This window comes from Plantactinospora sp. KBS50 (genome assembly GCF_002285795.1).
GTDB lineage: Bacteria > Actinomycetota > Actinomycetes > Mycobacteriales > Micromonosporaceae > KBS50.
In genome coordinates, this window is record NZ_CP022961.1 from 1,363,113 (window position 1) to 1,386,156 (window position 23,044).

17 protein-coding genes, 2 tRNA genes and 3 pseudogenes are annotated in these 23,044 nt (G+C 69.9%); 6 read left to right on the forward strand and 16 right to left on the reverse strand.

Going from position 1 to position 23,044, the window contains the following annotated elements; all coding sequences use genetic code 11:
- Positions 1-73 precede the first annotated feature (73 nt).
- The 3 genes and pseudogenes from CIK06_RS06260 (at position 74) to CIK06_RS30645 (ending at position 3,389) form a co-directional block, all read left to right on the forward strand.
- Positions 74-1,390 carry an ISL3 family transposase gene (locus tag CIK06_RS06260; RefSeq protein ID WP_095564025.1) on the forward strand — a complete coding sequence of 439 codons (1,317 nt, stop codon included), beginning with the start codon at positions 74-76 and terminating at the stop codon, positions 1,388-1,390.
- A 267-nt stretch (positions 1,391-1,657) separates the two neighbouring features.
- Positions 1,658-2,446 (forward strand): annotated as a pseudogene (locus CIK06_RS06265) (IS5 family transposase).
- Between the two features lie 559 nt (positions 2,447-3,005).
- Complete coding sequence (locus CIK06_RS30645) at positions 3,006-3,389, forward strand: DUF4352 domain-containing protein (protein ID WP_232534047.1); 384 nt, start codon at positions 3,006-3,008, stop codon at positions 3,387-3,389.
- Between the two features lie 173 nt (positions 3,390-3,562).
- Here the strand turns inward: CIK06_RS30645 and CIK06_RS06275 are convergent, their stop codons facing one another.
- The 8 genes and pseudogenes from CIK06_RS06275 to CIK06_RS06310 form a co-directional block, all read right to left on the reverse strand.
- Positions 3,563-4,207, reverse strand: a complete 645-nt coding sequence (locus tag CIK06_RS06275) for an alpha/beta fold hydrolase (RefSeq protein ID WP_095564026.1) — start codon at positions 4,205-4,207, stop codon at positions 3,563-3,565.
- Between the two features lie 247 nt (positions 4,208-4,454).
- Positions 4,455-5,531 (reverse strand): annotated as a pseudogene (locus CIK06_RS06280) (MFS transporter); the annotation flags it as partial.
- A gap of 281 nt (positions 5,532-5,812) precedes the next feature.
- The gene (locus tag CIK06_RS06285; protein WP_095564028.1) at positions 5,813-6,985 is read right to left on the reverse strand and encodes a hypothetical protein; all 1,173 of its coding nucleotides are present in this window, start codon (positions 6,983-6,985) and stop codon (positions 5,813-5,815) included.
- Between the two features lie 98 nt (positions 6,986-7,083).
- Positions 7,084-7,401 (reverse strand): hypothetical protein, encoded by a 318-nt coding sequence (locus CIK06_RS06290; RefSeq protein WP_095564029.1) that lies wholly within the window; start codon positions 7,399-7,401, stop codon positions 7,084-7,086.
- On the reverse strand, positions 7,398-7,562 hold the full coding sequence (gene amcA, locus CIK06_RS29835; RefSeq protein WP_198348123.1) for a multiple cyclophane-containing RiPP AmcA: 165 nt from the start codon (positions 7,560-7,562) through the stop codon (positions 7,398-7,400). The genes CIK06_RS06290 and amcA overlap by 4 nt, the downstream gene beginning before the upstream one ends.
- A 432-nt stretch (positions 7,563-7,994) precedes the next feature.
- Complete coding sequence (locus CIK06_RS06295) at positions 7,995-8,879, reverse strand: phosphotransferase (protein WP_095564030.1); 885 nt, start codon at positions 8,877-8,879, stop codon at positions 7,995-7,997.
- 7 nt (positions 8,880-8,886) lie between these two features.
- On the reverse strand, positions 8,887-10,233 hold the full coding sequence (locus tag CIK06_RS06300) for a hypothetical protein (protein ID WP_095567612.1): 1,347 nt from the start codon (positions 10,231-10,233) through the stop codon (positions 8,887-8,889).
- 685 nt (positions 10,234-10,918) lie between these two features.
- Positions 10,919-10,994: transfer RNA gene (locus CIK06_RS06310), tRNA-Lys, on the reverse strand.
- 305 nt (positions 10,995-11,299) lie between these two features.
- Between CIK06_RS06310 and CIK06_RS06315 the strand changes: the two genes are divergently transcribed.
- A complete protein-coding gene (locus tag CIK06_RS06315) occupies positions 11,300-12,577 on the forward strand; it encodes an Ig-like domain-containing protein (RefSeq protein ID WP_095564031.1) in 1,278 nt (425 codons plus the stop codon).
- 55 nt (positions 12,578-12,632) lie between these two features.
- Here CIK06_RS06315 and CIK06_RS06320 read toward each other — a convergent pair.
- Together CIK06_RS06320 and orn are read right to left on the reverse strand one after the other, a co-directional pair.
- Positions 12,633-12,708, reverse strand: a tRNA-His gene (locus tag CIK06_RS06320).
- 94 nt (positions 12,709-12,802) lie between these two features.
- Positions 12,803-13,399, reverse strand: a complete 597-nt coding sequence (gene orn, locus CIK06_RS06325) for an oligoribonuclease (RefSeq protein ID WP_095564032.1) — start codon at positions 13,397-13,399, stop codon at positions 12,803-12,805.
- Positions 13,400-13,466: 67 nt separating this feature from the next.
- Here orn and CIK06_RS06330 point away from each other — a divergent pair.
- Positions 13,467-14,735: pseudogene (locus tag CIK06_RS06330) on the forward strand (glycosyltransferase family 87 protein); the annotation flags it as partial.
- A 396-nt stretch (positions 14,736-15,131) separates the two neighbouring features.
- Here CIK06_RS06330 and CIK06_RS06335 read toward each other — a convergent pair.
- The 4 genes from CIK06_RS06335 to CIK06_RS06350 form a co-directional block, all read right to left on the reverse strand.
- Positions 15,132-16,532, reverse strand: a complete 1,401-nt coding sequence (locus CIK06_RS06335) for a non-reducing end alpha-L-arabinofuranosidase family hydrolase (RefSeq protein WP_369916181.1) — start codon at positions 16,530-16,532, stop codon at positions 15,132-15,134.
- 719 nt (positions 16,533-17,251) lie between these two features.
- The gene (locus CIK06_RS06340; protein ID WP_095564033.1) at positions 17,252-17,773 is read right to left on the reverse strand and encodes a DinB family protein; all 522 of its coding nucleotides are present in this window, start codon (positions 17,771-17,773) and stop codon (positions 17,252-17,254) included.
- A gap of 222 nt (positions 17,774-17,995) precedes the next feature.
- A complete protein-coding gene (locus tag CIK06_RS06345) occupies positions 17,996-18,442 on the reverse strand; it encodes a hypothetical protein (RefSeq protein ID WP_095564034.1) in 447 nt (148 codons plus the stop codon).
- Positions 18,429-18,869, reverse strand: a complete 441-nt coding sequence (locus tag CIK06_RS06350; RefSeq protein WP_157756632.1) for a hypothetical protein — start codon at positions 18,867-18,869, stop codon at positions 18,429-18,431. The genes CIK06_RS06345 and CIK06_RS06350 overlap by 14 nt, the downstream gene beginning before the upstream one ends.
- A gap of 233 nt (positions 18,870-19,102) precedes the next feature.
- On the opposite strand from CIK06_RS06350, the gene CIK06_RS06355 reads away from it, so the two are divergent.
- Complete coding sequence (locus CIK06_RS06355) at positions 19,103-19,651, forward strand: GNAT family N-acetyltransferase (protein ID WP_095564036.1); 549 nt, start codon at positions 19,103-19,105, stop codon at positions 19,649-19,651.
- 60 nt (positions 19,652-19,711) lie between these two features.
- Here CIK06_RS06355 and CIK06_RS06360 read toward each other — a convergent pair whose 3' ends face one another.
- Positions 19,712-20,446: a hypothetical protein gene (locus tag CIK06_RS06360; RefSeq protein ID WP_232534049.1), complete on the reverse strand. Its 735-nt coding sequence runs from the start codon at positions 20,444-20,446 to the stop codon at positions 19,712-19,714.
- Positions 20,447-20,681: 235 nt separating this feature from the next.
- On the reverse strand, positions 20,682-22,832 hold the full coding sequence (gene helR, locus CIK06_RS06365; protein ID WP_095564037.1) for an RNA polymerase recycling motor ATPase HelR: 2,151 nt from the start codon (positions 22,830-22,832) through the stop codon (positions 20,682-20,684).
- Positions 22,833-23,044: the final 212 nt, after the last annotated feature.

The window sequence follows — 23,044 nt, forward strand, 5'->3', positions numbered from 1 at the left end:
GATGAGGGCTCGCAGCCCTTGGGTGATCATCTGAGTGTCGAGTTCGGATGATCACAAGTAAAGAGCTGCGAGCATGGTCAACGATACGACCCGGCTGCTGGGCCTGGACGGCCTGGTGGTGGATCGGGTCGAGCTGCACCCGGATGGTTCCCCCATCGTCCACCTGTCCACCGGTAGCGAGCAGGCACAATGCTGCCCTCAGTGCGGTGTCCGGGCCGCCCGGGTCAAGGGCTGGGTGTTCACCTGGCCCCGGGATCTGCCGGTGGCCGGACGCACCACGCGGTTGCGGTGGCGTAAACGCCGCTGGTACTGCGATCAGCCCGGATGCCCGCGCACGTCGTTCACCGAACACGTGCCACAGATCCCGGCACGGGCACGGATCACCGTCCGGTTGCGGCAGGCGGCCGGCGCGGCGGTCGCCGACGGCAACCGAACGATCGTGCAGGCCGCCCGTGATCTGGGCATGTCCTGGCCAGTCGTCGCGGCCGCGTTCACCGCGCACACCGCAGCGGTGCTGCCGGCCGAGCCCGAACCGGTGAGCGTGCTGGGCATCGACGAGGTCCGCCGAGGCAAACCTCGCTGGATCTTCGACGAGGTCACCGCGTCGTGGACCACCATCGTCGACCGCTGGCACGTCGGCTTCTGCGATCTCGTCGGCGGGCAGGGTCTACTCGCCCAGGTCGAAGGCCGGACCAGCAAGGCGGTGACCGACTGGCTCACCCAACGCCCCGCCGCCTGGCGTCAACACGTCCAGGCCGTCGCGATCGACATGTGTACCGTGTTCAAGGCCGCCGTCCGCGAGGCGCTGCCGCACGCGACGCTGGTCGTGGACCACTTCCACGTCGTCCAGCTGGCCAACCGGGCCGTCACCGAGGTCCGCCGCCGCATGACAGTCACACACCGCGGCCGGCGCGGCCGGGCCACCGACCCGGAGTGGCAGCAACGCAACCGGCTGACCAGGTCAGCAGCCCGCATGCGCGCCGAGCACGTCGACCGGCTGACCGACACCCTCAGCAACCTGCCGGCGAAGATCGGCGCACCGGTCCTGACGGCCTGGAACGCCAAGGAAGACCTGCTCGACCTACTCGCGCTCGCCCGCACCCACCCGAACCGGGAAACCACCGCCCGGCTGCTGCACCGCTTCTACACCCGCTGCGCCGACTCTGACCTGCCCGAACTCCACCGGCTCGCCACCACGATCGAGACCTGGTGGCCGGAAATCCTCGCGTTCCTGCACACCGGCATCACCAACGCCGGCTCCGAAGGAACCAACCGGGTCATCAAGACCGTCGCCCGCGACGCCTACGGATTCCGTAACCCCGAAAACCAGCGGCTACGCACCCGCGCCGCCACCACCCGCCGCCACCGCAGACACCTCAACCCCGCTTAACTTCGAAGAGCCGGAATGCTGCCGGGCCGCCGGTCACGGCAACTTCCATCCAGACGTCGGAATGAAGGGCCGAGGTCACAAACCCGACAACAGAAATGCCCCACCGGTGTGCCTTTCCGTCGAGCGGTGACCCGACGGCGACCCAGGGTCGCGCCGCGCCGGATATGCGATGAAATCATTCCCGCTAAGAGGGTGTCTCAGGTGGCGGTCGGCTGATCTTCGTGGTAGATCGTTTCTACTGTGGACGAGCGGTTGATCGAGCAGTGGATGCCTGAGGAGTTATGGAACCTGGCGGCTCCGTTGATCCCGCCGCCGCCTCGGCGTCGTCAGGGCGGAGGGACGCCGCCGATCGATGCGCGGGCGGTGTTCGCCGCGATCGTGTACGTCCTGACCACCGGTTGCGCCTGGCGGCATCTGCCGCCGGGGTTCGGGGTGTCCCGAGCTACGGCGCATCGCCGGTTCCAGGCGTGGACAGCCGCCGGTCTGTGGCGGCGGTTGCACGTCGCCGCGTTGGACCAGCTCGGCGCGCAGGGGTTGATCGACTGGTCCCGGGCCACCGCCGACGCCGCCTGCGTGCGGGCGAAAAGGGGGCGCTCTGACCGGTCCGAGTCCGGTCGACCGGGGCAAGCCCGGCAGCAAGATCCACGCCCTGTCCGAGCGCGGCGGGCTGCCGCTGTCCGTGGGCGTGTCCGCGGCGAACACCCACGACAGCCGCTGCCTGGAATCGCTCGTCCAGGCCATCCCCGCCATCCGTTCTCGCCGTGGCCCCCGGCGCCGACGCCCGGACAAGCTGCACGCCGACAAAGGCTACGACTACCCCCACCTGCGCCGCATGCTCCGCCAGCGCGGCATCCGCCCCCGCATCGCCCGACGCGGCATCGAATCGGCCAACCGCCTCGGCCGGCACCGGTGGGTCATCGAACGGACCTTCGCCTGGTTCACCGCTACCGCCGGCTGACCATCCGCTACGAACGCGACCCCGGCCTGTACTGCGCATTCGTCACCCTCGCCGCCGCCCTGACCTGCCACAAGCGCTACCTCAAACTCACCACCTGAGACACGCTCTAACGGCGCCTATCCGAAGACAGCCGGTGGAACATGTTCGCCGCAGCCGTGTGACACCGTCAGCAGCGTCTTTCAGCGCGGGTGACGCCTTACGGAACCAGAGGCGGCCACACCATGACCATGTCCAACGACCCGACCGAGAACCGGCCCCCTGCGGCCCAGCAGACGCCCCCACCGTCCAGTTTTCCCAAACTCCTGATAACCCACAGACGCCGGCCCACGCCGGTTGGCAAACGGTCGCCTCGCCCCAGGGAGCGACCACTCGGAAGCGACCGGCATGGTTGATCCCCACGCTCATTGGTGCGACCGCACTTGTGGTTCTGTGCTGTGGCGGAACCATCGCGGTGGGCCTGGCCAGCGGTGACCAGAAGGAGGCCGGATCCCTCGGCAGCGGCGTTCCCGCCGCCGCGCGCAGCGCATCAGCTTCTGCAGCGGCGTCTCCGAATTCCTCGACTCCCACCGCGTCTGCTCCGACGCCGGCCAAAACGGAAGCGCCGAAGTCCGCTGCCCCACCCCGGACAAGCCCGGGACCTTCGGCATCGGCGACAAGGTGCGCGGCGGGGACTTCGAGTTCACAGTCAACAGCGTGAAATGCGGGTTGTCCAAGGTCGGCGACGAGTTCCTGAATGTCAGGGCGCAGGGCAGCTACTGCCAGATCATCGTGACCGCCAAGAACGTCACCCGAAGCGCTCATCTGTTCAATGCCGGCAGCACGCTGACCGCGCAGGACGGCGCGGGGCGTGAGTACAGTCCCGACGGGCGCGCCGGCATGTATGGCAACGAGGATGCCCAAGGCTTTCTCGATCAGATCAACCCGGGCAACTCGGTACGCGCCAAGGTGCACTTCGACGTGCCGAAGGGCACGAAACTCAAATCCATCACCTTCGACGCCGGGCTCTTCACCCTCGCCGAGGACGCCGTCGTCACGCTGTGACCGGTTCCCACCACCGGCTGACGTCGGGGTTGGCAGCGCGATAGGCGCAGACAATTCTCCTCCGACATCCGCCGTTCCCCAGCGGGAGGGTGGCTGCGGTCTCGGGCCGCAGGAAGCGGTCGAACAGGTCCGGCACGGCCGGAGCGTACGCAGCGGCAGATGCTCCGGCGGCGTCATGGCCGGCCCCTGGCCGGCGCTGGCGGCAGTACGCGGTGGGCTTGCCGGAATCCCGGCAAGCACACCGCCATCGGCCGACGCGTCGGGTCGCATTCGAGGTTGGGGAATACAAGCTCATTGAAGTAGCGCAAGGCGTCCACGTTCGCCGGCTGGGCGGCGACCTTGGCCTGCCAGGAGCGGATGCGCTCGTTCATCGGGCCGACCCACAGCGGGATGACGGCGGCGATCAACCGGCCGAGGTCAGCCTCGGAGGAATACTCGTCGCCCTGGGACTCGAGCGCCGCCATGGCGGCCGCGCAGGCCGGCTCGCCCAGGCGGGCGCGGTGCAGCCGCGCCGCCTCGGACACTGCCCGCTCTCCTCCGTACGCCGGCACGCCGAGCAGGACCAGGCGGCGGACGAGCCCGGGATGCTCCGCGGCGACGCGCGCCGCGACTATGCCGCCGTGCGAATGGCCGAGCACGTCGACGGGCCCACCGGCGTGGCGCTCGATCCACGTGACGGTGTCATCAGCGTACTCCTGAATGGAGTATGCCTGCGCGTCCTCGGGGCGAGGCTGGCGCCGGTGCCCCCGGGTGCAGGAGCACGACCTGCCGCCGTGGGCCGGCCAACTCCGCGAGCGGGTCGAGATGTCCGGCTGCATACCGGGGCCACCGGGGAGGCAGAGCAGGATCGGGCCCTGGCCGTGACGGGTGTCGCTGAGCGCGAGTGCCGTCACGCCTCCCTCGGGACGAGCAGGCGGGCGGCGCAGGCGGACGCGACAGCGAACGCGGCGGCGACGGCCAGTGCCGCGGTGACCGAATGGCTGACCACGACACCCCGAGCAGGGTGCCGACCGGGAAGCCCATGAGGTTCACGCTGATCGAGACGGTCATGATGCGTCCGAGCCAGACCGGCGGGGTGCGACGCTGGCGCAGTGACAGCAGGCTGACGTTGATGACGCCCTCGGACAGGCCCACCACGGCGAGCCCGGCGCCCAAAGCGATCACAGAGCCGACGGCGCTCAGTGGGAAGATCGCGACGGCGACCACCACCGTGGCGGCGGCCATGAAGGCGCGTTCCCGGCCCGCAACGAGCAGCTTGCCCGCGATCAGCGCGCCCACCGCCCCGGCCAGCCCGGCGAAGGCCCACAACAGACCGACGCTGCGATCCACCCCGGCACCGCCGCCGATCCGGTGTGCCACTGCGACCGGCACGATGACGATCAACATGCCCGACGCGGCCTGAAACAGCGAGTACGACACCGCGAGCCCGCGGAGCGTCGGGTTTCGAACCAGGTGAACGATGCCTTCCCAGGCGGCCCGGATCAGATGCCGGCGCGGCTCTGCGGGATCCTGCTGCCCGGTCGTGCCGCCGCGCAGCAACGACACGCTGAACGCGGCGACGGCGAACATGCCCGCGACGCACACGAGCGTGGGGTCGGGGCCGATCCAGGCGAACAGCCCGCCGGCGACCAGCGGCCCGGCGACGTCGATCACCGAGAACGTGCTCAGGTCGAGTGCGTTGGCCTTGTCGTAGGCCGCCTCCGGCACGAAGCGCGGAAACAACGTCCGCACGCCACCCGAGGTCAGTGGGCTCGTCAGCGAGTACAGCGTGAGCAGCGCCAACAGGATTGGCGGCCGCAGCGCGCCGATCACCGAGAACACGGCTACCAGGCCGATGAGGACCGCGCTGGAGAGCGTGTCCAGGATGACCGCGCGGACGACGCCGAGCCGGTCGAGGGCCGCACCTGCCACCGGGCTGATCAGGAAGCCGGGAAGCGTCAGGAAGAAGCCACTGAGCCCGGCGATCGACGGCGAGTGGAAATGGGCGATCGCATACAGCACGATGACGAATAGCAGCATGCTGCTCGCTAGTCGCGACAGCGACGCCGCCAACAGGAGTTTCGCAACGTTTCTGGTGGTCAGAACCTGCCAGTACGTCTGTGCGGGGGCCACGTCGTCTGCCGTAGGGCGCGGGATGGTCATTTCCGACTTCCGAATCCCGCGGGAGGACTTGGCGAAATAACGGTGACTCGGATGTTGCTCAATAAAACTCTCCCCCGTAGAGCGATCGTTCCGACGTCAGCGACGAAGCTAGCACGGGTTCACGCTCGGCGACAGGTCAGTCACGGCGAATAGCCAGGTCGGGAAAGAGAAGCGATGTCTATCACATTGCAGCCCTGGGCGGTCTATGTAAGGTTGGGTCGAGCAATCGACTACCGCCATTACCACTTCCTGTGGGTGATCCGCACGAGCGCGGGTGATTATCATAGACGCGGCGGGCGTGTCGAAAGAATTGGACTGGCCGCGTCGTCGCCACGTCCGATGAACTCCTCGTCGACCAGATAGATCGTCCGGTTCAGGTTCGGGTGCCGGTCGAACACCGCGCCGATCTGACGCAGGAGCCAGGGCAACGCGTCGGGACGCGCCCCCGCCCATTGCCCCTTGTGGCCCCGGGGGCAGAACGAGCAGTAGTTGGTACAGCCCCTCGACGACTCGAGTTGGGCCACCCCGCGGTGGGCGAAGGTGCGGTCGAGCAGATCCAGTTCCGGCCACATGTCGGTCTGCGAGCGGTTCGCCACGATCGCGGTCCGGCCGGGAAGGCCGATCGGCAGCACGGTGCGCACCTGGCTGGTGTGCCGGAACCCGACACCACGGATCTGCCCGACGTCCAGGTCACCATGCCAGTGGGCCAGCACGTCGGCGATCGTGGGTTCTCCTGCTCCCCGGCAGATGAGCAGGTTCGGGTAGCGGTCGAGCAGGATCCGCTCGTTACGGACGGTCAACGAGCCACCGGCGATCACCAGCGGCGGCCGGTCCAGAGCCGTGACGGCGTCCAACAGTTGGACGGCCAGGTCATGCTGGCCGAACGTCACCGACACGCCCAGCACCTCCACCCGGTCGCGGACCCGGTCGATGATGTCGTCCAGCCCGAACCCGAGCTGCATGTCCATCAGCTCGACCCGGCCGAGCAGGGTCGACCGGGCCGCCCGGGCCAGATCGGAGATCGCCAGCGGAAACCGGGGCAGTGGGAAGTGTTCCGGGTGATACAGCGACGCCAGCAGCAGCCTGGGCCGCAACAGCCGTCGCTGACCTTCGGCGGTGATCTGGGCGGTGGACAGCCGACTTTCCGGATCGGCCACTCTCAGGTGATCATCGGTCCAGGCCGGCCAGACCCGGTTGGAGTGCGGCCGGCCAGACAGGTCAGCCGCCGTCCACGACCCTGACGATCGCTGGATGAGGACCAACCGCCGATCCAACGGCCCGGTCACCACCACCGTCCGCTCCTCCCCGACCGCCGAGCTAAGCGCGGCGCGCAGGGCATTCGGGTCCTCCAGCGGGACCGACGCCAGCAGCTGCCGGTGGGACCGGATGGAACCGGTGGCGTGCGCGCACGCGTACAACAACCGGTCATGGACGGACGGCACCAGGTCACGCATGGAACACCTCCGGGACGAACAAGGTTTTGGGCAGGGGCGTGCGACCGCCGACCGCAGACAGCGGCAGAAGAAGGCGAGCTGGGACGGCGGGCGGCCGGTCACCCCTGAGTCGTGGGGCCGGTCACGCCGTGACGCCGGGCAGGCCAGCCGAGGAACCGGTCGAACAGCTCCCGCACGGCGCCGGTGCTGCTCGGATTGAGTTGATACAGATCGTCGATGGCCTCATGAAGCAGACCGGCCAGGTAGAGGAAGAGGCTCATCGGGTCGTCGCGGTACTCGGTCACCAGGACGAGCCGAGCCCGTCCACACGGCCAGGGCTGCCCACAGACCCGGCACAACCACAGCGGACGCATCGGCAGGTGCTCCGGCGACGCGAGCCGCGCCGTCCCGGCGGAGAACGTGCCGTCGCTGGTCATCGCCGGTCGAGCTGCCGCGCCCGCTGTGCGAACACGATCCGCCAGGCGTGTGTCAGCAAAGGCGGATCGGCCGAGCCGGGCGGTTCCCGCGGCCGATCTTTCGCCGGCCGATCCTGCCATGCCGCACCGCTTACCGCGTTGCGCGAGACGTACACCGTCATGGCCGGCCTCCGGTAGGACCCGTCACCTGCGAGTGGTGGGCTTGCCCGCGCGACGGCAAGCCCACCACCATTGACCAGCGGCTGGGAGCGGACCGCCGGTCACCCGTCCACGCAGCCCCGATGGCGGTACGCGAACGGGGAGCCACCCGTACGATCGACGGAGTGCCCGGCGACAGCGCCTGCCGGTGCGTCGGGTCGCGTTCTGACCTGTCGCCGTGGGGCACGTCCATCTCGATCTCCCTGTGGGCGGTTGCCGCTGGCCCGTCGGAGGACCGCGGGGGCCAAAAGGGGGCCGGATCCGTTCCGCCGACGTGTTGCTGATATCCACGATCGCGGGCGGGAGCGGCCGGAAATAGACGCAGCATGGTGGGCCACGGTGGGTCTCACCGTGACCAGCCTGGGCCAACACGAAGGGCGCTTACCAGGGCGGATTTACAGGATTCGCCACCGGCGTGGGCTCGCGCCGTCCCCGACGAGGCCTGCGATCCGATGATGCACCTCATCGGCGGCCTTGGTTCCGGGCCGGGATTTGCGGGCGTTGGTCGCGATCATTTGCAGTTCGCGAAGCTGGCACAGCCGCTCGAACTGCGGCCACGATGCGGCGTCCCAGCCGTAGGCGGCGGTGAAGTCGGCGAAGGAGTCCGGGCCGGGCGGGTCGAACCGGCGGCAGTGGACCGCGACCGTGGCGATGTCCCACTCCCGCGGGCCGAGGGCGGCGCCGTCCCAGTCGGCCAGCACCGGTGTGCCGTCGAAGCGTCGGAGCGCGTTGCGGACCTGCGGATCTGACTGGATCAGGCTCCTACCGCGCGGAAACCGCATCGCCTCCCAACCGGCGGCCAGCGTGTCGAGCCGGCGCAACAGCAGGTCCTGCTCCTTGCCGTTCAGGATCTCCGAGCGGGTGACGGATCCCTCGATGCTCTGAATCGGCCGCAGCGCGCGAAGCGGCATCGGCGGAACGGGCAGGGCGTGCAGGTCCCGCAGCAGCGTGCCAAGTTCGGCAACCCTAATGGGGTTGTCGTGTGCCGGGTCCAGCCGCTGCCAGACCGTGACCGCATGACCCTCAACCCACAACGGCTGGGACAGGCCCCGATGAAGGCACACCGTGGGAAACCCTCGGGCGACCAGCCAGTCGACCACGGCCACCATCGTGCGCGCCCGATCCGGGTCGTACCCGGCGGGGGCGACCTTGACCACCACGTCGCCGACGGTGTAGACGGCGTTGGTGTGATGGCGCAACAGGGTCGCGTCCGAGGCGGGGTAGCCGAGGAGACGGCATACCTCGGCGAGCACCGGCCGGGTGCGCGCCTCGACGAACATGGGGCTCCTAGGGACCGAGTGCGGCTGTGCCCCCAAGCCTACGGACACGCTCCCGGCACGTCCGCACGTAGTCGGTCAACGCGGCCACCTCACCGAGCGGGTTGCCTGCTGGAATTGCCCCGGCCACGTCCGTGGCCCTGGTCAAGATGATCTCCGTCTGCTGCGCCTCGGGAAGAGCCGCGACCGCCTCGCGGGCGGTCACCGCAGCCTCGGCCGCCCGCCGGTCCCGCGCCAGGCACAGCGACTGGTCCAGTGCGATCAGCGCCACGTCGATCGGTACGGCCGGCGCCGCGCCGTACAGCCGCAACGCCTCGTCCTGGATGCGGTACGCCGAAGCCGTGTCACCAAGCCAGGTGTACGCCCCGGACAGGTAGAACAGCAGCCGCTTCGCCGGGAAGCGGAACGCCACGTCGGTGTCCTCGTCACCAGCCTGGTCGAACAGCCGACGCGCCTGGTCGATAGCGGAACGAGCGCGCTCGGTGGCACCGATCCGGGCCAAGGCCCGCGCCCGACCCGCCGCCGCCAGCGCACCCGGCGATGACGCGGCCGAAGTGACGGCCAGAGCCGTATCGGCCAGAGCGACGGTCTGGCCCGGATCTCCGAAGTAGTACGGCAACATCGCCGTCTGAGCCCGCACCAGCACCCGCAACCGGGCCTGCCCGCTGTCGTCCGCCGCGTGAATCGCCGTGCCATACCACCGCCGAGCCTCGGCCACCTCCCCGAGCCGCATCAGCGCGTCCGCGCACATCGTCGCCAGCAGCGCCGCTACCCCGGACAACCGAGCTTGCACCGCCGCCGGCTGCCGCCGCAGCGACAACGCCTGAACCTCCCGGCAATCGGCCGCCAACAACGACAACATCGCCTGCGGAGAAGCCGACGGGTAAACCCGCATGTGCTCACCAGCCGACTCCTCGATCAACTCAAGCTGCCGAGGCGCGACGCTCGCCGACGCCAGCGCCTCATCCAGCCCCAGCCGAAGCCGCACCAGACCGCCCGCCTCCGCGCCAGCCTCGACGCTCGCGTCACCCTCGGTGCCAACGCGACCCGCGTCGGGAACCACAGCAGCGTCCTCGACGCGGCCGAGCCCCATCGCCGAACGCGGAATGCCCAGACCGAGCGCGATCCGCTCCAACACCTCGTACGCCGTGACCTGCCGGACTCCCTTGGCGATCTCAGCGGCACGATTCGGCGAGAGACCGACGAGACCCGCGATCCCGCCATAGGACACACCCCGAGCATGAAGAAAGCGGAAGACCACGGTGATGTCCCGCCGCCGCAGGAACTCGCCGATCGGCCGGCCGTTCCAGACCCCCGAACTCCACCACTCGGGATCCACCCGTACGACCACGATCACCCCCGATCCCACAACAACTACTGCCAGCACAATGCATCCGCACCGTCACATCAAGTCAAGAGCGGCCGAGTCGAGCGCCGGTCAGCAACAGGGTGGGGGCGTGCTCCAGCGTCCGGAACCCCCACGATGGGTCCCCACGATGGATGTTCCGGCAAGGCGCAGGTCAGAGCGCCACGCGGCTGCCTCCGCCACAGTTCGCCCGGCCCTACCGTGGACGCCGTGGACCGGATCGCCATCATCGGCTGCGGTGGCAGCGGCAAATCCACCCTCGCCCGGCTCCGCGACCTGCCTGTGGGGCATCGCCCAACGACGGTGGCGCTACCGCGGCGGCCAATACCACGCCGAGGCGCGTCTACGACCGCATCACCTGGACCTTCATCCGCTACATCCTCGGCTACCGGCGAACCATGCGACCCCGCATCCACCGGCTGCTCCGGGAACACGGACCACACGTTCAGCTGATCACTTTCACCAGCCGTCGGCAGGCCAACCGGTTCATCAACCGCGTACGACAGCAACCGGAACCGGCGGCCTGGCCGCAACCGTCCATTGCAACCGCCCCACGTCCAACCGACGCCGACCCGGTCCAACGGCTCCCGAGCACCGAGCGAAGCACCAGCCCACCACCGGAAACACGAAAAATGCCCTGATCGGCATAGAAATGCCTGGTCAGGGCCTTGATCGTTGGTGCGCCGCCAGGGACTCGAACCCCGAACCCGCGGATTAAGAGTCCGCTGCTCTGCCAGTTGAGCTAGCGGCGCTCGTTGGCAACGGGAGAAACCCTAGCACGGCATCTGGACCGGGTTCCAACCAGATCCATCCGCCGGTCGACCCGGGCCGGAGGCGGTGCCGGGCCGCCGGGAGGGCGGTCTCCGGCGCAGCTGCCGACCGTGCCGGGAGGTGACCCGCCCGCGACCGACGATCACCGGACGGCCTCCTCTCAGCGACCGATTAGCGAAGAAAGTCGCTTTGATTCCGTGGCCCCGCTCACCCACGGGATCCAGGGCGGTGGCTGTCGCGTCTGTGGGGCACGATGGGACGCGGGATCAGGACTGTGAGGGGACCGATGCGAGTGACCGGGGAGCGAATCCGAGAGGTCGGCACGGCACGGCCGCGCCGGCTGCCGGTGGCGGCGCTGGCCGCCCTGCTGGCGCTGACCGCGGCCTGTTCGAGCAAGGACAGCCCGGCGTGGAAGGATGGACCGCCGGCGCCGAAGGCGTCCGCGACGATCACCACGCCGGCGGCGGACGCCAAGGATGTCCCCGCCGCCACCGAGATCGTGTTCACCACGAAGGACGCCACCGAGACCGCGGTCGAGCTCAAGGACGCGTCCGGGCAGGCCGTCGAGGGTGCGTTGAGCGCCGACGGGAAGAGCTGGCTGCCGGACGCCGCGCTGGAGTACGGCGCCGAGTACACCGCGACGGTGACCGCGACCGGCGACGACGGCAAGGCCGCGACCGCGACCAGCACCTTCACCACCATGGCCAAGCCCGCCAACCAGGTACGCGTGACCAGCTTCATCGGGGACGACCAGGTGGTCGGTGTCGGCATGCCGCTGATCGTGAAGTTCGGCCGGGCCATCCCGGAGGATGTCCGGGCGGACGTGCAGCGCCGGATGACGGTGCAGACCACGCCGGCCCAGGAGGGCGCCTGGCGGTGGATCAGCTCGACCGAGGTGCACTACCGGCCGAAGGAGTTCTGGCAGGCCGGCACCCGGTTGCAGTACAAGGTGCAGGTCGGTGGCCTGCCGATGGGTGGCGACTGGTACGGCCGGGCGGACCTCACGATCGACGCCAAGGTCGGTCCGTCGTTCATCATGTCCGTGGACAACGCGACCAAGCGGATGACGGTGACCAAGGACGGCAACGTGGTCAAGACCATCCTGGTGAGCCTCGGCAAGAAGAGCACCCCGTCCTCCAGCGGGACGATGCTGGTGATGGAGAAGTTCAAACACACCGTCTTCGACACGACCACCGAGCTGGGTCCGGAGGACGGCTACCGGACCGACATCGACTTCGCCCAGCGGATCACGTACGGCGGCGAGTTCATCCACGCTGCGCCGTGGTCGGAGGGCAAGCAGGGCTCGGTGAACGTCTCGCACGGCTGCGTGAACGTCTCCGAGGCCGACGGCAAGTGGCTGTTCGAGCAGACCCGGATCGGCGACCCGATCACGGTCAAGGGCACCGAACGGCAGCTCAAGAACGGCAACGGCTGGACCGACTGGAACCTCAGCTGGGAGGAGTACGTCGAGGGCAGCGCCATCCCGTACGTGCCGGCCGACGAGACGGGCGGCACCGACGACGCCGACGACACCGACGGGACGAGCGCCACCCCGAGTGAGTGACAGGGCGGGTACCAACGAAGTGAGGGCCGGCGGATGCCGGCCCTCACTTCGTTACTGGGGTGACTGATGGGATTTGAACCCACGACACCCGGGACCACAACCCGGTGCTCTGCCAACTGAGCTACAGCCACCATGCCACCGTTCCGGCAGGCGATGCCGGAAGCGGACGTACGAATGATAGCCGTACTCCCGGCCGTTTCGTCGAGCGGGTTCCCGCCCGTGCTCTCAGAGGTCGGCGGCGATGGCCCTGGCGGCGTTCACGTCCGGGCCGGGCAGCGGCACGAAGATCGTCCGGCGGTAGTACTCCAGCTCCCGGATGCTCTCCCGGATGTCGGCCAGCGCCCGGTGGGCCAGCCCCTTGGCCGGCTGACCGAAGTAAACCCGGGGGTACCAGCGCCGGCACAGCTCCTTGATCGACGAGACGTCGATCATGCGGTAGTGCAGGTGCGCGTCGAGCCGGTGCATGTCCCGGGCCAGGAAGCCCCGGTCGGTGGCGATGGAGTTCCCGCACAGCGGCGCGGTCCGCGGCTCCTTCACGTACGTCGTGACGTACTCCATCACCATCTCCTCGGCCTCCTCAAGGGTGACCGTGGACTGCCGGGCCTCCTCGGTGAGCCCGGACTTGTCGTGCATGGTCCGTACGATCTCCGGCATGGCGCCGAGCGCGTGCTCGTCGGCGTGGATCACGACGTCCACGCCGTCGCCGAGCACCTGGAGATCCCGGTCGGTGACCAGAGCCGCGACCTCGATCAACCGATCCTTGGCGAGGTCGAGACCGGTCATCTCACAGTCGACCCAGACGAGAAGATCAGCCACCGCCACAGCCTACGCGCCACTGCCGCCTCCGCGCCTCGGCACGGTGGACCGGACCGACCGCTAGGGTTTCTCCGTGCCACCCGAACCCGTCGCGTCAGCTCCCCGCCCACCGGCCGGGTCCGGTCGCGCCGTTCTGCGCGGCGCCTGCGCGGTGGCGGCGCTCGCCGTCGCGGTTCCGCTGCTCTACCTTCTCGGTACGCCGCACAACTTCTACGACCTCAAGATCTACATCAAGGCGATGCACTGGTGGTCAGGGGGTCACCCGCTGTACGACTACGTCCAGCCGGACTTCCTCCAGGGGGCGCTCTACTTCACCTATCCGCCGCTGACGGCGCTGCTGCTGCGCCCGTTCGCCGCCATCCCGCTCGGCGCCACGGTGGTGATCTTCACGATTCTCACCGCGCTCGCGGTGCTGGTCACCACGTGGTGGCTGGTGGCGCCGATCGCCGAGCGGCGCGGCTGGCCGCGGTGGCTCGCCCTGGGGGTGGCGATCCCGCTGGCCTTCGCCGTGGAGAGCACCCGGGAGACGATCACCTTCGGGCAGATCAACATGCTGCTGGTGGTGCTGGTCCTGGCCGACCTGCTGCTCGCCGTACCCCGGGGGTCGCGCTGGTCCGGCGTGGGGGTCGGCCTCGCGGCGGCGATCAAGCTGTATCCCGGCATCTTCATCGTCTATCTGCTGGCCAGCCGGCGCTGGCGGGCGGCGGCCACCGCCAGCGCGACGGCGGCCGGGGTGACGCTGCTGGTCGGGGCGGTCGCCCCGGGCGACTCCTGGCGGTTCTGGACCCACGAGCTGTGGTCGACCGACCGGGTGGGCCGGCGGCCGGACTACACCGGCAACCAGTCGCTGTTCGGGATGCTCAGCCGGTTCACCGTGCCCGACCAGCCGGGCCGGCCGCTGTGGCTGGGCCTGGTGTTGGTGGTGGCGGCGTTCGGCCTGTGGCGGGCGGTTCGCGCCGCGCGGGCGGGGGACGAGCTGGCCGGGCTGACCCTCACCGGCCTGGTCGGCTCGCTGGCCAGCCCGATCACCTGGCCGCACCACGTGTACTGGTTCATCCCGGCCGTCGTGGTGCTGGCCGACGCCGGGCTGGGGCCACCGGGCGCCGGGCCGGGGCCGCCGGGCGTCGGGCCGGGCGGGGCACGCTCCGCCGACCGGCGGCGGCACCGCGGCTGGTTGCTGTTCGCACTGCTGGTGTACGCCGGGAGCGTCTACGGGGTGGTGTCCTTCCACGACTGGGGCATCGGCCTGGACCGTACCGCCGATCCGGCGTCCTTCCTGCTCCGCAACCTGTATGTGGTGCTGGCGCTGGTCCTGCTGGTCGGCCTGCCGGCCCGGCGTCGGGCGGCGCTGGACGCCCGACCGGCCGGAGCCGGGCCGCCCGGCGGGCCGGCGGGATCCACCCCGGTCGGCGGGACGGCGGGTTCCGCGACAGCCGATGGGGAGGGGACGGCGGATTCCGCGCCCGGGACCGGACCGGACGCCCGCGCGGTGCTGCGCACCGACCGACCCCGCTAGGCGAGGGCCCGCACGTTTCGGGTGAGGCCGGGTACGCGCCGGACCGGGTACGCGGGTCTGGCCACCGCGGCCGGCCGCCGGCGCTGATCGGAGCTTGTGTTGACGAGGTCGGGACGTGCGTGACGGGGCCGTGGCAGCTGCCACGGCCCCGTCACACACGTCCCGACCTCGCCAGGGGGAGTGTCGAAGCCCTCGGGTCGAGCCGAGGGCTTCGACACGGACCTAGCGTTGCAGGGTGAGCAGGCCCGGGCGGTAGGGCAGGAGGCCGTAGTCTCCGCCGGAGCTGGGGCTGCGGCCCTGGTAGAGCAGTTGGAGGTTGCAGGGGTCGATGGTCATGGTCTGGTCGGCGGTGGCGCGGATGAGGTCGCCGTGGCTGATGTCGTTGGTCCAGGTGGCGCCGCTGTTGGCTTTGCCGGCGAAGGGGTTGCTTTCGGTGGCGGCCTGGGGGGTCCAGGAGCCGGAGAGGCTGCTGGAGGTGAAGGAGCGGAAGTAGCGTCCGTTGGCGCCGATGGCTTCGACGATCATGAGGTACTGGTTCTGGCCCTGGACCTTGTAGACCTGGACGGCTTCGAAGAGGTTGTTGGTGGTGTCGCTCATGATCTGGGTGTAGGAGGAGCCGAAGCTGCCGGGGAAGTTGCCGATGGGCATGCTGGCTCGGTAGACCTTGCCGTTGTCGCCGGTGAAGAAGAGGTACATGTTGGTGCTGTCGGCGATGAGGGTCTGGTCGATGGGGCCGGTGCCGGAGCCGGAGATGCTTCCGGAGAACAGTGGCTGCGCCGCGGACCACCCGTTGGCGTTGGTCGGGTTGGTGGAGGTCCGGTAGACGAACGCGGTCGCGCCCCACTGGTAGGCCAGGATCCAGATGCTCTTGGGGGCGAAGTAGAACAGGGTGGGTGCGACGGTGCCGGAGGACATGCCGTTCTGGCTGGCCGAGGCCATGTCCGACCAGTTGGTGAAGAGGCTGAAGTTCATCGAGCCCCAGCTGGATCCGGTGTCGTGGGTGGTGGCGTAGACCAGGTGCTGGCCGTTGTAGGGCACGGCGGTGAAGTCCTTGAGGGAGACCCAGCCGGACTTCGGGTTGGCCAGCGAGCCGGTGGAGGTCCACCGGTACGTCGAGGGCAGGGTGCACGACGAGGACGAGTTCAGCACGAACGAGGCGTCGTCGACGTAGAAGCTGTCGGTGCCGTCGGTCGTCTCGACGTAGAACGTCGCGGAGGTCAGCGTCCCGGTCCAGGACACGTTCGTGGTGCCGGTCAGCTGCGTCCAACCGGACGAGTTCACCGCACCCTGCGCCAGGGTGACGTAGTTCGTCGTCCCGTTGGCGGTCACCTGCAGGGTGACCTTGCCGGTCGGGCTTCCGCTCTGCGTCCGCATCCACACGCTGGTCGTGTAGGTGCCGTTGTTCGACATCACCGACGTGACGCTCTGGGCCGGCCCGTTCCAGGCGGCCGTGCGGCCGGTCCGCGACAGCGAGGACGTCCCGCTGTGTACCACGCTCGTGCTCGTCGCCAACGATCCGGCGCCGAATACCGACCAGCCCGATGTGCCGCTTTCCGCGCCGGGGTTCGTCAGGTAATTGGCGCTGTCGGCGGCCGCGGGGGCAACCTGGGCCGACACGGCCACCAGTGAGGTCAGCGTCAGGACGACGGCAAGACCCAACGAGCGAGTTCGGCTGGGCCTTTTGAGCTTTCTCGCAATCACTCCAGTACTCCTCTTCCGTGGTCGTGCCGTGCACGGGTGCTTTTCCGGTCGTGCCGTGCGCGGGTGTTCCTTGGTCCTGCCGGGTGCGGATGTTCCGTTGTGGTGCCCCGCACGGCGGGGCGGGTGCCCGAGCGCGTCCCGGGGGTATCGGGGCTGTGCTCGCCTTGCACGGACCGTGCCGTCGCTTGCCGCTCGGGCTGGTGGTCCGGTGTAGCCACCACGCGCCGGGCTGCGGCGCGCCCAGGTCGCTGCCGGCTATCCCGCACCGCGGGGACCGTCGGACCTGAGGTTGAGTGTTAGCGCTAACATCCTTATGCTTCAATTTCTAGGGCCAAGATGCGTTCATGGATTGACCGGCGGTGGTGTGGGGAGGATCACCTAGATCGTGTTGCGATCAGGTTGCCAGATCGTTTCGAAAGTTGCAAGAGACTCGTGGAAATTTATCGATCCGACCCGATGGCGCCGTCCGACACCGCTCTCTTGGGTGCCGGGTCTTCGCTGGTCAGCGGGCATGGCGAGCGGTCTGCGAGGCGTCCGGCGGTGGGTACGCGACCGCTCGGCCACCGACCGAGCGATGATGGTGGGAACACCGAGGGTGTCCGGACGCCGCGCGGGCGTGCCCACCCGCGCGAGGGGTCGGGTCAGACCGCCCCGGTCGATCCGTCGGTGAGTTCGCGAAGGATGTCGGCGTGGCCGGCGTGCCGCGCCGTCTCCTCGATCATGTGCACCAGGATCCAGCGGAGGGAGACCTCGCCGAGTTGCGGCTGCGGCACCACGTGGTCGAGGTCGAAGCCCGCGGCCACCTCTCGGGACCGGGCGCACGCCGCCACGTACCCCTGCGCCAGCCGCTCGACGGTGTCCTGATCGGTGATGGTGAAACTGGCCGTCGCGTCCTCCTGGGAGGTGACGAAAACGTCATCCGGCGTCGGGGTGAGCAGACGCGGGAACCAGTTCCGCTCCACGAGCGTGAGGTGTTTGACGATGCCGGCGAGGGTGGTCATCGACGGCACCAGGCGGCGGGTGGCGTCGTCCTGGGAAAGCCCGCTGAATTTGCGGAGCACCACTCCACGATGGAAGTCGAGAAACGATTCGAGTATGGCGCGTTCGGTGCCGGTCCGCGCGATCACCGGACCGAGCGTCGGGTCGATACGATCCTGCGACATGCGTCGATCCTAGGCGCGACCGGGTACTTCGCCGCGTACCAGGTTTCTGCCCTGCTGGTGGCGGACCTGCGGCAGTCCTTCGTCCGGGTGCGGTGAGGCGGCTCTTCGTCCGGGTGCGGTGGGACCGTGCGGGCACCGGGCCGGCGCCCGCGGTCGGCCGCGGCCGACCGGCAGAACGAACCGGTGGCCGCCGCGTTCCCCCGCCGGGCTACCGCACGATCGTCAGCCTGGCGACTTCACGTGGGTGAAGACCACCGGATACGTCCACGCACTGGGGACGTACTCGGCGCACGGCCGGCCCGACGAGTAGAGCATGCCCATGCTGGTCCCCGGTTTGACGACGATTTCGGCCGAGGCTGCTTGCGAGCGCCCGCGCGGCCTGCGCCAGCCACGCCGGGTGGGCGCGTGCGTCACCTCCATGAACATGAAGCCAAAACCGAACCGCGCGTCGCTGTCGGGAATCGCGATCAGGCACGGGGAGGAGGCGTCGTTGTTGATGATCCTTGCGGCGACGGTCGCCACGGGCTCGTCGTCGCTGACGATGACGACGTGGCGGTCTGAGGTCCAGCCGATATCGCGGAGATACTTCCGGAACTCGGGATCGCGTTGGCGACGTGCGAAGTCAAAACCACTGGCCAGCGTCGCGGGTCGGCCCTCACTCTCTGTCATCGCGCCACCTCCGTACGTTGGCTTCCCATTCATTCTGCATGATCGACTCGACCTGCGTACACCACCTGTCGAGCAGCTCGCTCGATCCGCTGGCCACCGGTATCGCCGCGAGGACGGTGACCTGGTTCCTTCCGGAGCGGGTGAAGTCGTGACGGTGAATTGTGCCGTGGTGGCAGTCCACTCGGGCTACCCGTTCCCACCTGCCGTCCAACTTGATCGCCTGCCAGACGGCGAAATAGACCAGTTGGCTGGTGCCGCGCAGGTAGACCAGGCGGGTGCCCATACGTACGTTCGGCGCCAGGTCGATGGTAGCGGCAAACTCCTCGCACTCATCGTCCGGCGGCGGTTCATAGCAGTTCTCGCCGGGTGGTTGACTTGTCATGTCGGCGAGCCGGCCCTTTTTCGGGCGTCCCTTGCTCTTCGTCATGGATGGGAAGTCCGATCATGCGTTGACGGGTCCGACCGAGGAGTTGGTTCAGGCTACCGAAATGGCTGATTCCCTGCGAACTGCAATTCTCGTTCGATTCGATAATTGCAGAATTGATTGTTACGGTGCGGGTTCTTCACGGGCGGGGCAGATCCGGGACGTGCCGTATCCGGTCTGGTACGGGCCGGTATCTGTATCGCCGCGGGCGGCGACAGCGTCGCAGGATGGACGGCATGACCGCGCGACAGCCGTTGACCATCCGCCCGGGCGGCCCGGACGACGCCGCCACCGTGCTGCGACTGCTCGACATCGCCACCGCCTGGCTTGTGGAGCGGGGCCGGACCGGCCAGTGGGGCACCGGGCCGGCTTCGACCGATCCGCGCCGGATCGCCCAGGCCGACGCCTGGGCCACCAGCGGCGGGCTGTACCTGGCGATGCTCGGCGACGCCGCGGTGGGCGCGCTGGCGGTGGGCGGCGCCGGCGCCTTCGTGCCGCCAGCCACCGAGCCCGAGCTGTACGTGCGGCTGCTGGTCACCGATCGCGCGTACGCCGGGCACGGGATCGGGGCGCGGCTGCTGGCGTACGCCGAGGAACTGGCCCGCGACCGGGGCGTGCGGCTGCTGCGGGTGGACTGCTACGGCGGCGACGACCGGGAGCTGGTCCGCTTCTACGTCGGGTGCGGCTTCACTCCCACCGATGCGTTCCTGGTGCAACGGCCGGGGCTGCCGCCGTGGCCCGGCCAGCTACTCATCCGCCGGCTGGCCGACCGGGAACCCGGCTGAGCCCGTACCGGGTCGGCCCCGGATCTCTCCCCGCCGCCCGGCCGCCCTCAGCCGCCCCGCTCAGCCCTGCCAGCCGTCGAGGCCGCGCACGGCGGCCCGGGCGAAGTCGTCGATGAGGTCGGGCTTGTTGCTCGCGCCCTCCCAACCCTGGTCGTACAGCACGGTCGCCGCGTCGGCCACCCGGATCGTCACGACCTGGCTGGTGGCCTTGCCGCCGGTCGGGGTTCCGTCGAGGTTCGTGCCCGGCCAGGTGAGCGTCACCAGCAGCGCCTCGTCGCCGATGCCGGACATCGGCTTCGAGGTGACGGTGACCTTGGCGTCCTCCCGGTCGAAGGAGGGGCAGGACTCCACCGCGCCGCGCACCCGTTGCAGGTAGTCCGCGGCGCCGGAACCCTCGAAGGCGAACACCGTCTGCGCGATCGTGCCGTACGGCACGTTCTCCGGCGGGTCGGTCGGCAGCTTGTAGTCCCTCATCATGGCGGCGCTCGCGGTCACCGATCTGCCGCCGGAGCCGAACTCGTTGCCGCAGAGCTGCGGCAACGCCTGCGCCACGTCGGTGGCCTGCGCGGGGCTCTTGCGCAGCTCCGCCGGCAGGTCGAGGAAGGCGGACTTCGGGATGGTCACGGTGGCGCTCGCCGACGGCGACGGCGAGGGATCGACGCCGACCGTCGTGGCGCTCGGCGCCGGAGCGGACGATGCGCCCTGCCCGTCGGTCTCCTCGGCCTCGGCGCAGCCCGCCAGCGCGGCGGCGAGCGTGACGGCCAGCGCGGCGGCCGCCCGGGGCAGACCGGGCACGGCCGGACCCGGCCGGCCCGCCGTGCGCCCGTGCGGGCCGGGCCGCCCGTGCGGGACGGGTTGCCCGTGCGGGGCGGGTTGCCCGTAAGGATCCGTCCGCCGGCCGTGCTGCTCCAAGCTCGTCACGTCGCCCTCCCTCTCCGGCTCGTCCCGATCACCTTCCCACCCGGGTGGCGGCCGAAACGGCACCGACGCGCCGGCCGGCCCGGTGACCCCGGAGCGCGAGACCCGGGCGCTACGTCGTGAGCAGCACCAGCCGCTGCGTCGTGCGGGTCATCGCGACGTACCGGTCGACGGCCCCCTCGATGCCCTCGCCGAACCTCTCCGGGTCGACGAGGACGACCAGGTCGAACTCGAGACCCTTGGACCCCTCGGGAGTCAGCGACCGCACCCGCGGGGTGTCCGGGAAACCGGGGTCGCCGATGACGCAGGCGATGCCCTCGGCGTGCGCGGCGAGCCAGGCGTCGAGGATCGGACCCAGTTCGGCCGCCGCGCCCTGCGTCACGGGAATGCCGCTGCTGCGGATCGAGGTCGGCACGTTGGCGTCCGGCAGCGCCGCCCGGATCACCGGCTCGGCCCGCGCCATCACCTCGGTCGGGGTGCGGTAGTTGATGCTCAGCGACGCCAGCGCGATCCGGTCGAGGCCGACCCGCCGGAGCCGTTCCGACCACGACTCGGTGAAGCCGTGCCGTGCCTGGGCCCGGTCTCCCACGATCGTGAGGCTGCGGGACGGGCAGCGCAGCAACAGCATCTGCCACTGCGCATCGGTCAGCTCCTGGGCTTCGTCCACCACGATGTGCGCGAACGGGCCGGCCAGCCGGTCCGGTTCGGTGTCGGGCAACCCGTCCCGGTCGACCAGGGAGTTGCGCAGGTCCTGCCCGCGCAGCATGGTGAACAGGCCCTCGCCGTCGTCGTAGGCGTCGGCGTCGAGCAGGTCGTCGATGACCCGGGACATCCGGGCGCGTTGGCCGGCCACGCCGGCGTCGTACCGGCGCTGTCGTAGCGCCGCCGCCGGGTCGCCGAGCCGCTGCCGGGCCGCGTCCAGCAGCGGCAGGTCGGCCACCGTCCAGGCCCGCGGGTCCGGCCGTTGCAGCGCCCGGATCTCGTCCCGGTCGAGCCACGGGGCGCACCGGTGCAGGTACGCGGGCACCGACCACAGGTCCGCGACGATGTCGGCCGGGTCGAGCAGCGGCCAGGCGCGCTGCAGTGCGGCGCGCAGTTCCCGGTTGCGCTCCAGCCAGCCGCGGACCACCTCCGTCGGCTCGTCGCCGCCGTACCGGTTCAGCAGGATCGTCAGCAGTTCCGCCCAGATCTGCTCGCGCGCCTCGTTGTGCGGGGTGCCGGGACCCGCCGCGTCGAACGCGTCGGCCCAGTCGCCGGCGTTCAGCCGGATCTCGGTACCGGCGACGGCGACCGTCATCGACGTGCCGGGCGGCTCCTCGTAGAACCGCACGGCCGTCTCGATCGCCCGCACCAGATCCGCCGACGACTTCAGCCGGGCCACCCGCGGATCGTCCTCGTCGATCGCCGTCGCCCCCTCGGCGACCAGGTCCCGCAGCGTGCAGATCTGCACGTCCTCCTCGCCGAGACTGGGCAGCACGTCCGCGACGTAGGCCAGATAGGGCTGGTGCGGACCGACGACGAGGACACCGCCGCGGCCCGGTCCGAGCCGCGGATCGGCGTAGCGCAGGTACGCGGTGCGGTGCAGCGCGACGACCGTCTTCCCGGTGCCCGGGCCGCCGTCCACCACGAGCGCGCCGCGCGATCCCGCCCGGATGATGGCGTCCTGGTCGGCCTGGATGGTGGCCAGCACGTCCCGCATCCGGGCCGAGCGGTGGACGCCCAGGCTGGCGATGAAGGCGGACTGGTCGTCGAGCGCGGCGTGCCCGGCCAGCCCGTCCGGGGTGAACACCTCGTCCCAGTAGTCGCTGATCCGGCCCAGCGTCCAGCGGTACCGGCGGCGGCTGACCAACCCCATCGGGTTGGCGTGGGTCGCCCCGAAGAACGGCTCGGCCGCCGGGGACCGCCAGTCCAGCAGCAGCCGGCGGCCGTCGCTGCCGGTCAGACCGAACCGGCCCACGTACACCGGCTCGGCGTCGTCCGCGCGGATCATGCGGCCGAGGCAGAGGTCCAGACCGAAGCGGCGCAGGGCGCGCTGGCGGGCGGCCAGCCGACGCACCGCCTGGTCCCGGTCCACCGCCTGCCGGCCCTTGCCGCCGGGCGCCCGGCGCGCGGCGGCGAGCTGCTCGGACACCTCGGCGATCGACCGCGCCAGCGTCTCCGCGATGGCCGCGAAGTGTCGCTGGTCGGCGGCGATCAGCGCCGGGTCGGCCTTGGCGGCGAGGTGATCGGGCAGGTCGAACGCGTCGGTGGTCACGGTGGTCACGCCATCAGCTCCGATCGGAGGTCGTTCGCATTTTTTCCGCGCGTACGCGCGCGCCACCGGCGGCGCTTGACGAGTTCGTTTGCGCAGGTGGCGAGGCTCGGTCGACGATTCTGCAAGACGACCCGGGTCTTGCCGCAAGCCCCCGGATGCGCTATATGTTGGAAGTGGCAGGAAATGGTCCCTGCCCTTTCTTTTCCATTCCTTTCCCGGTG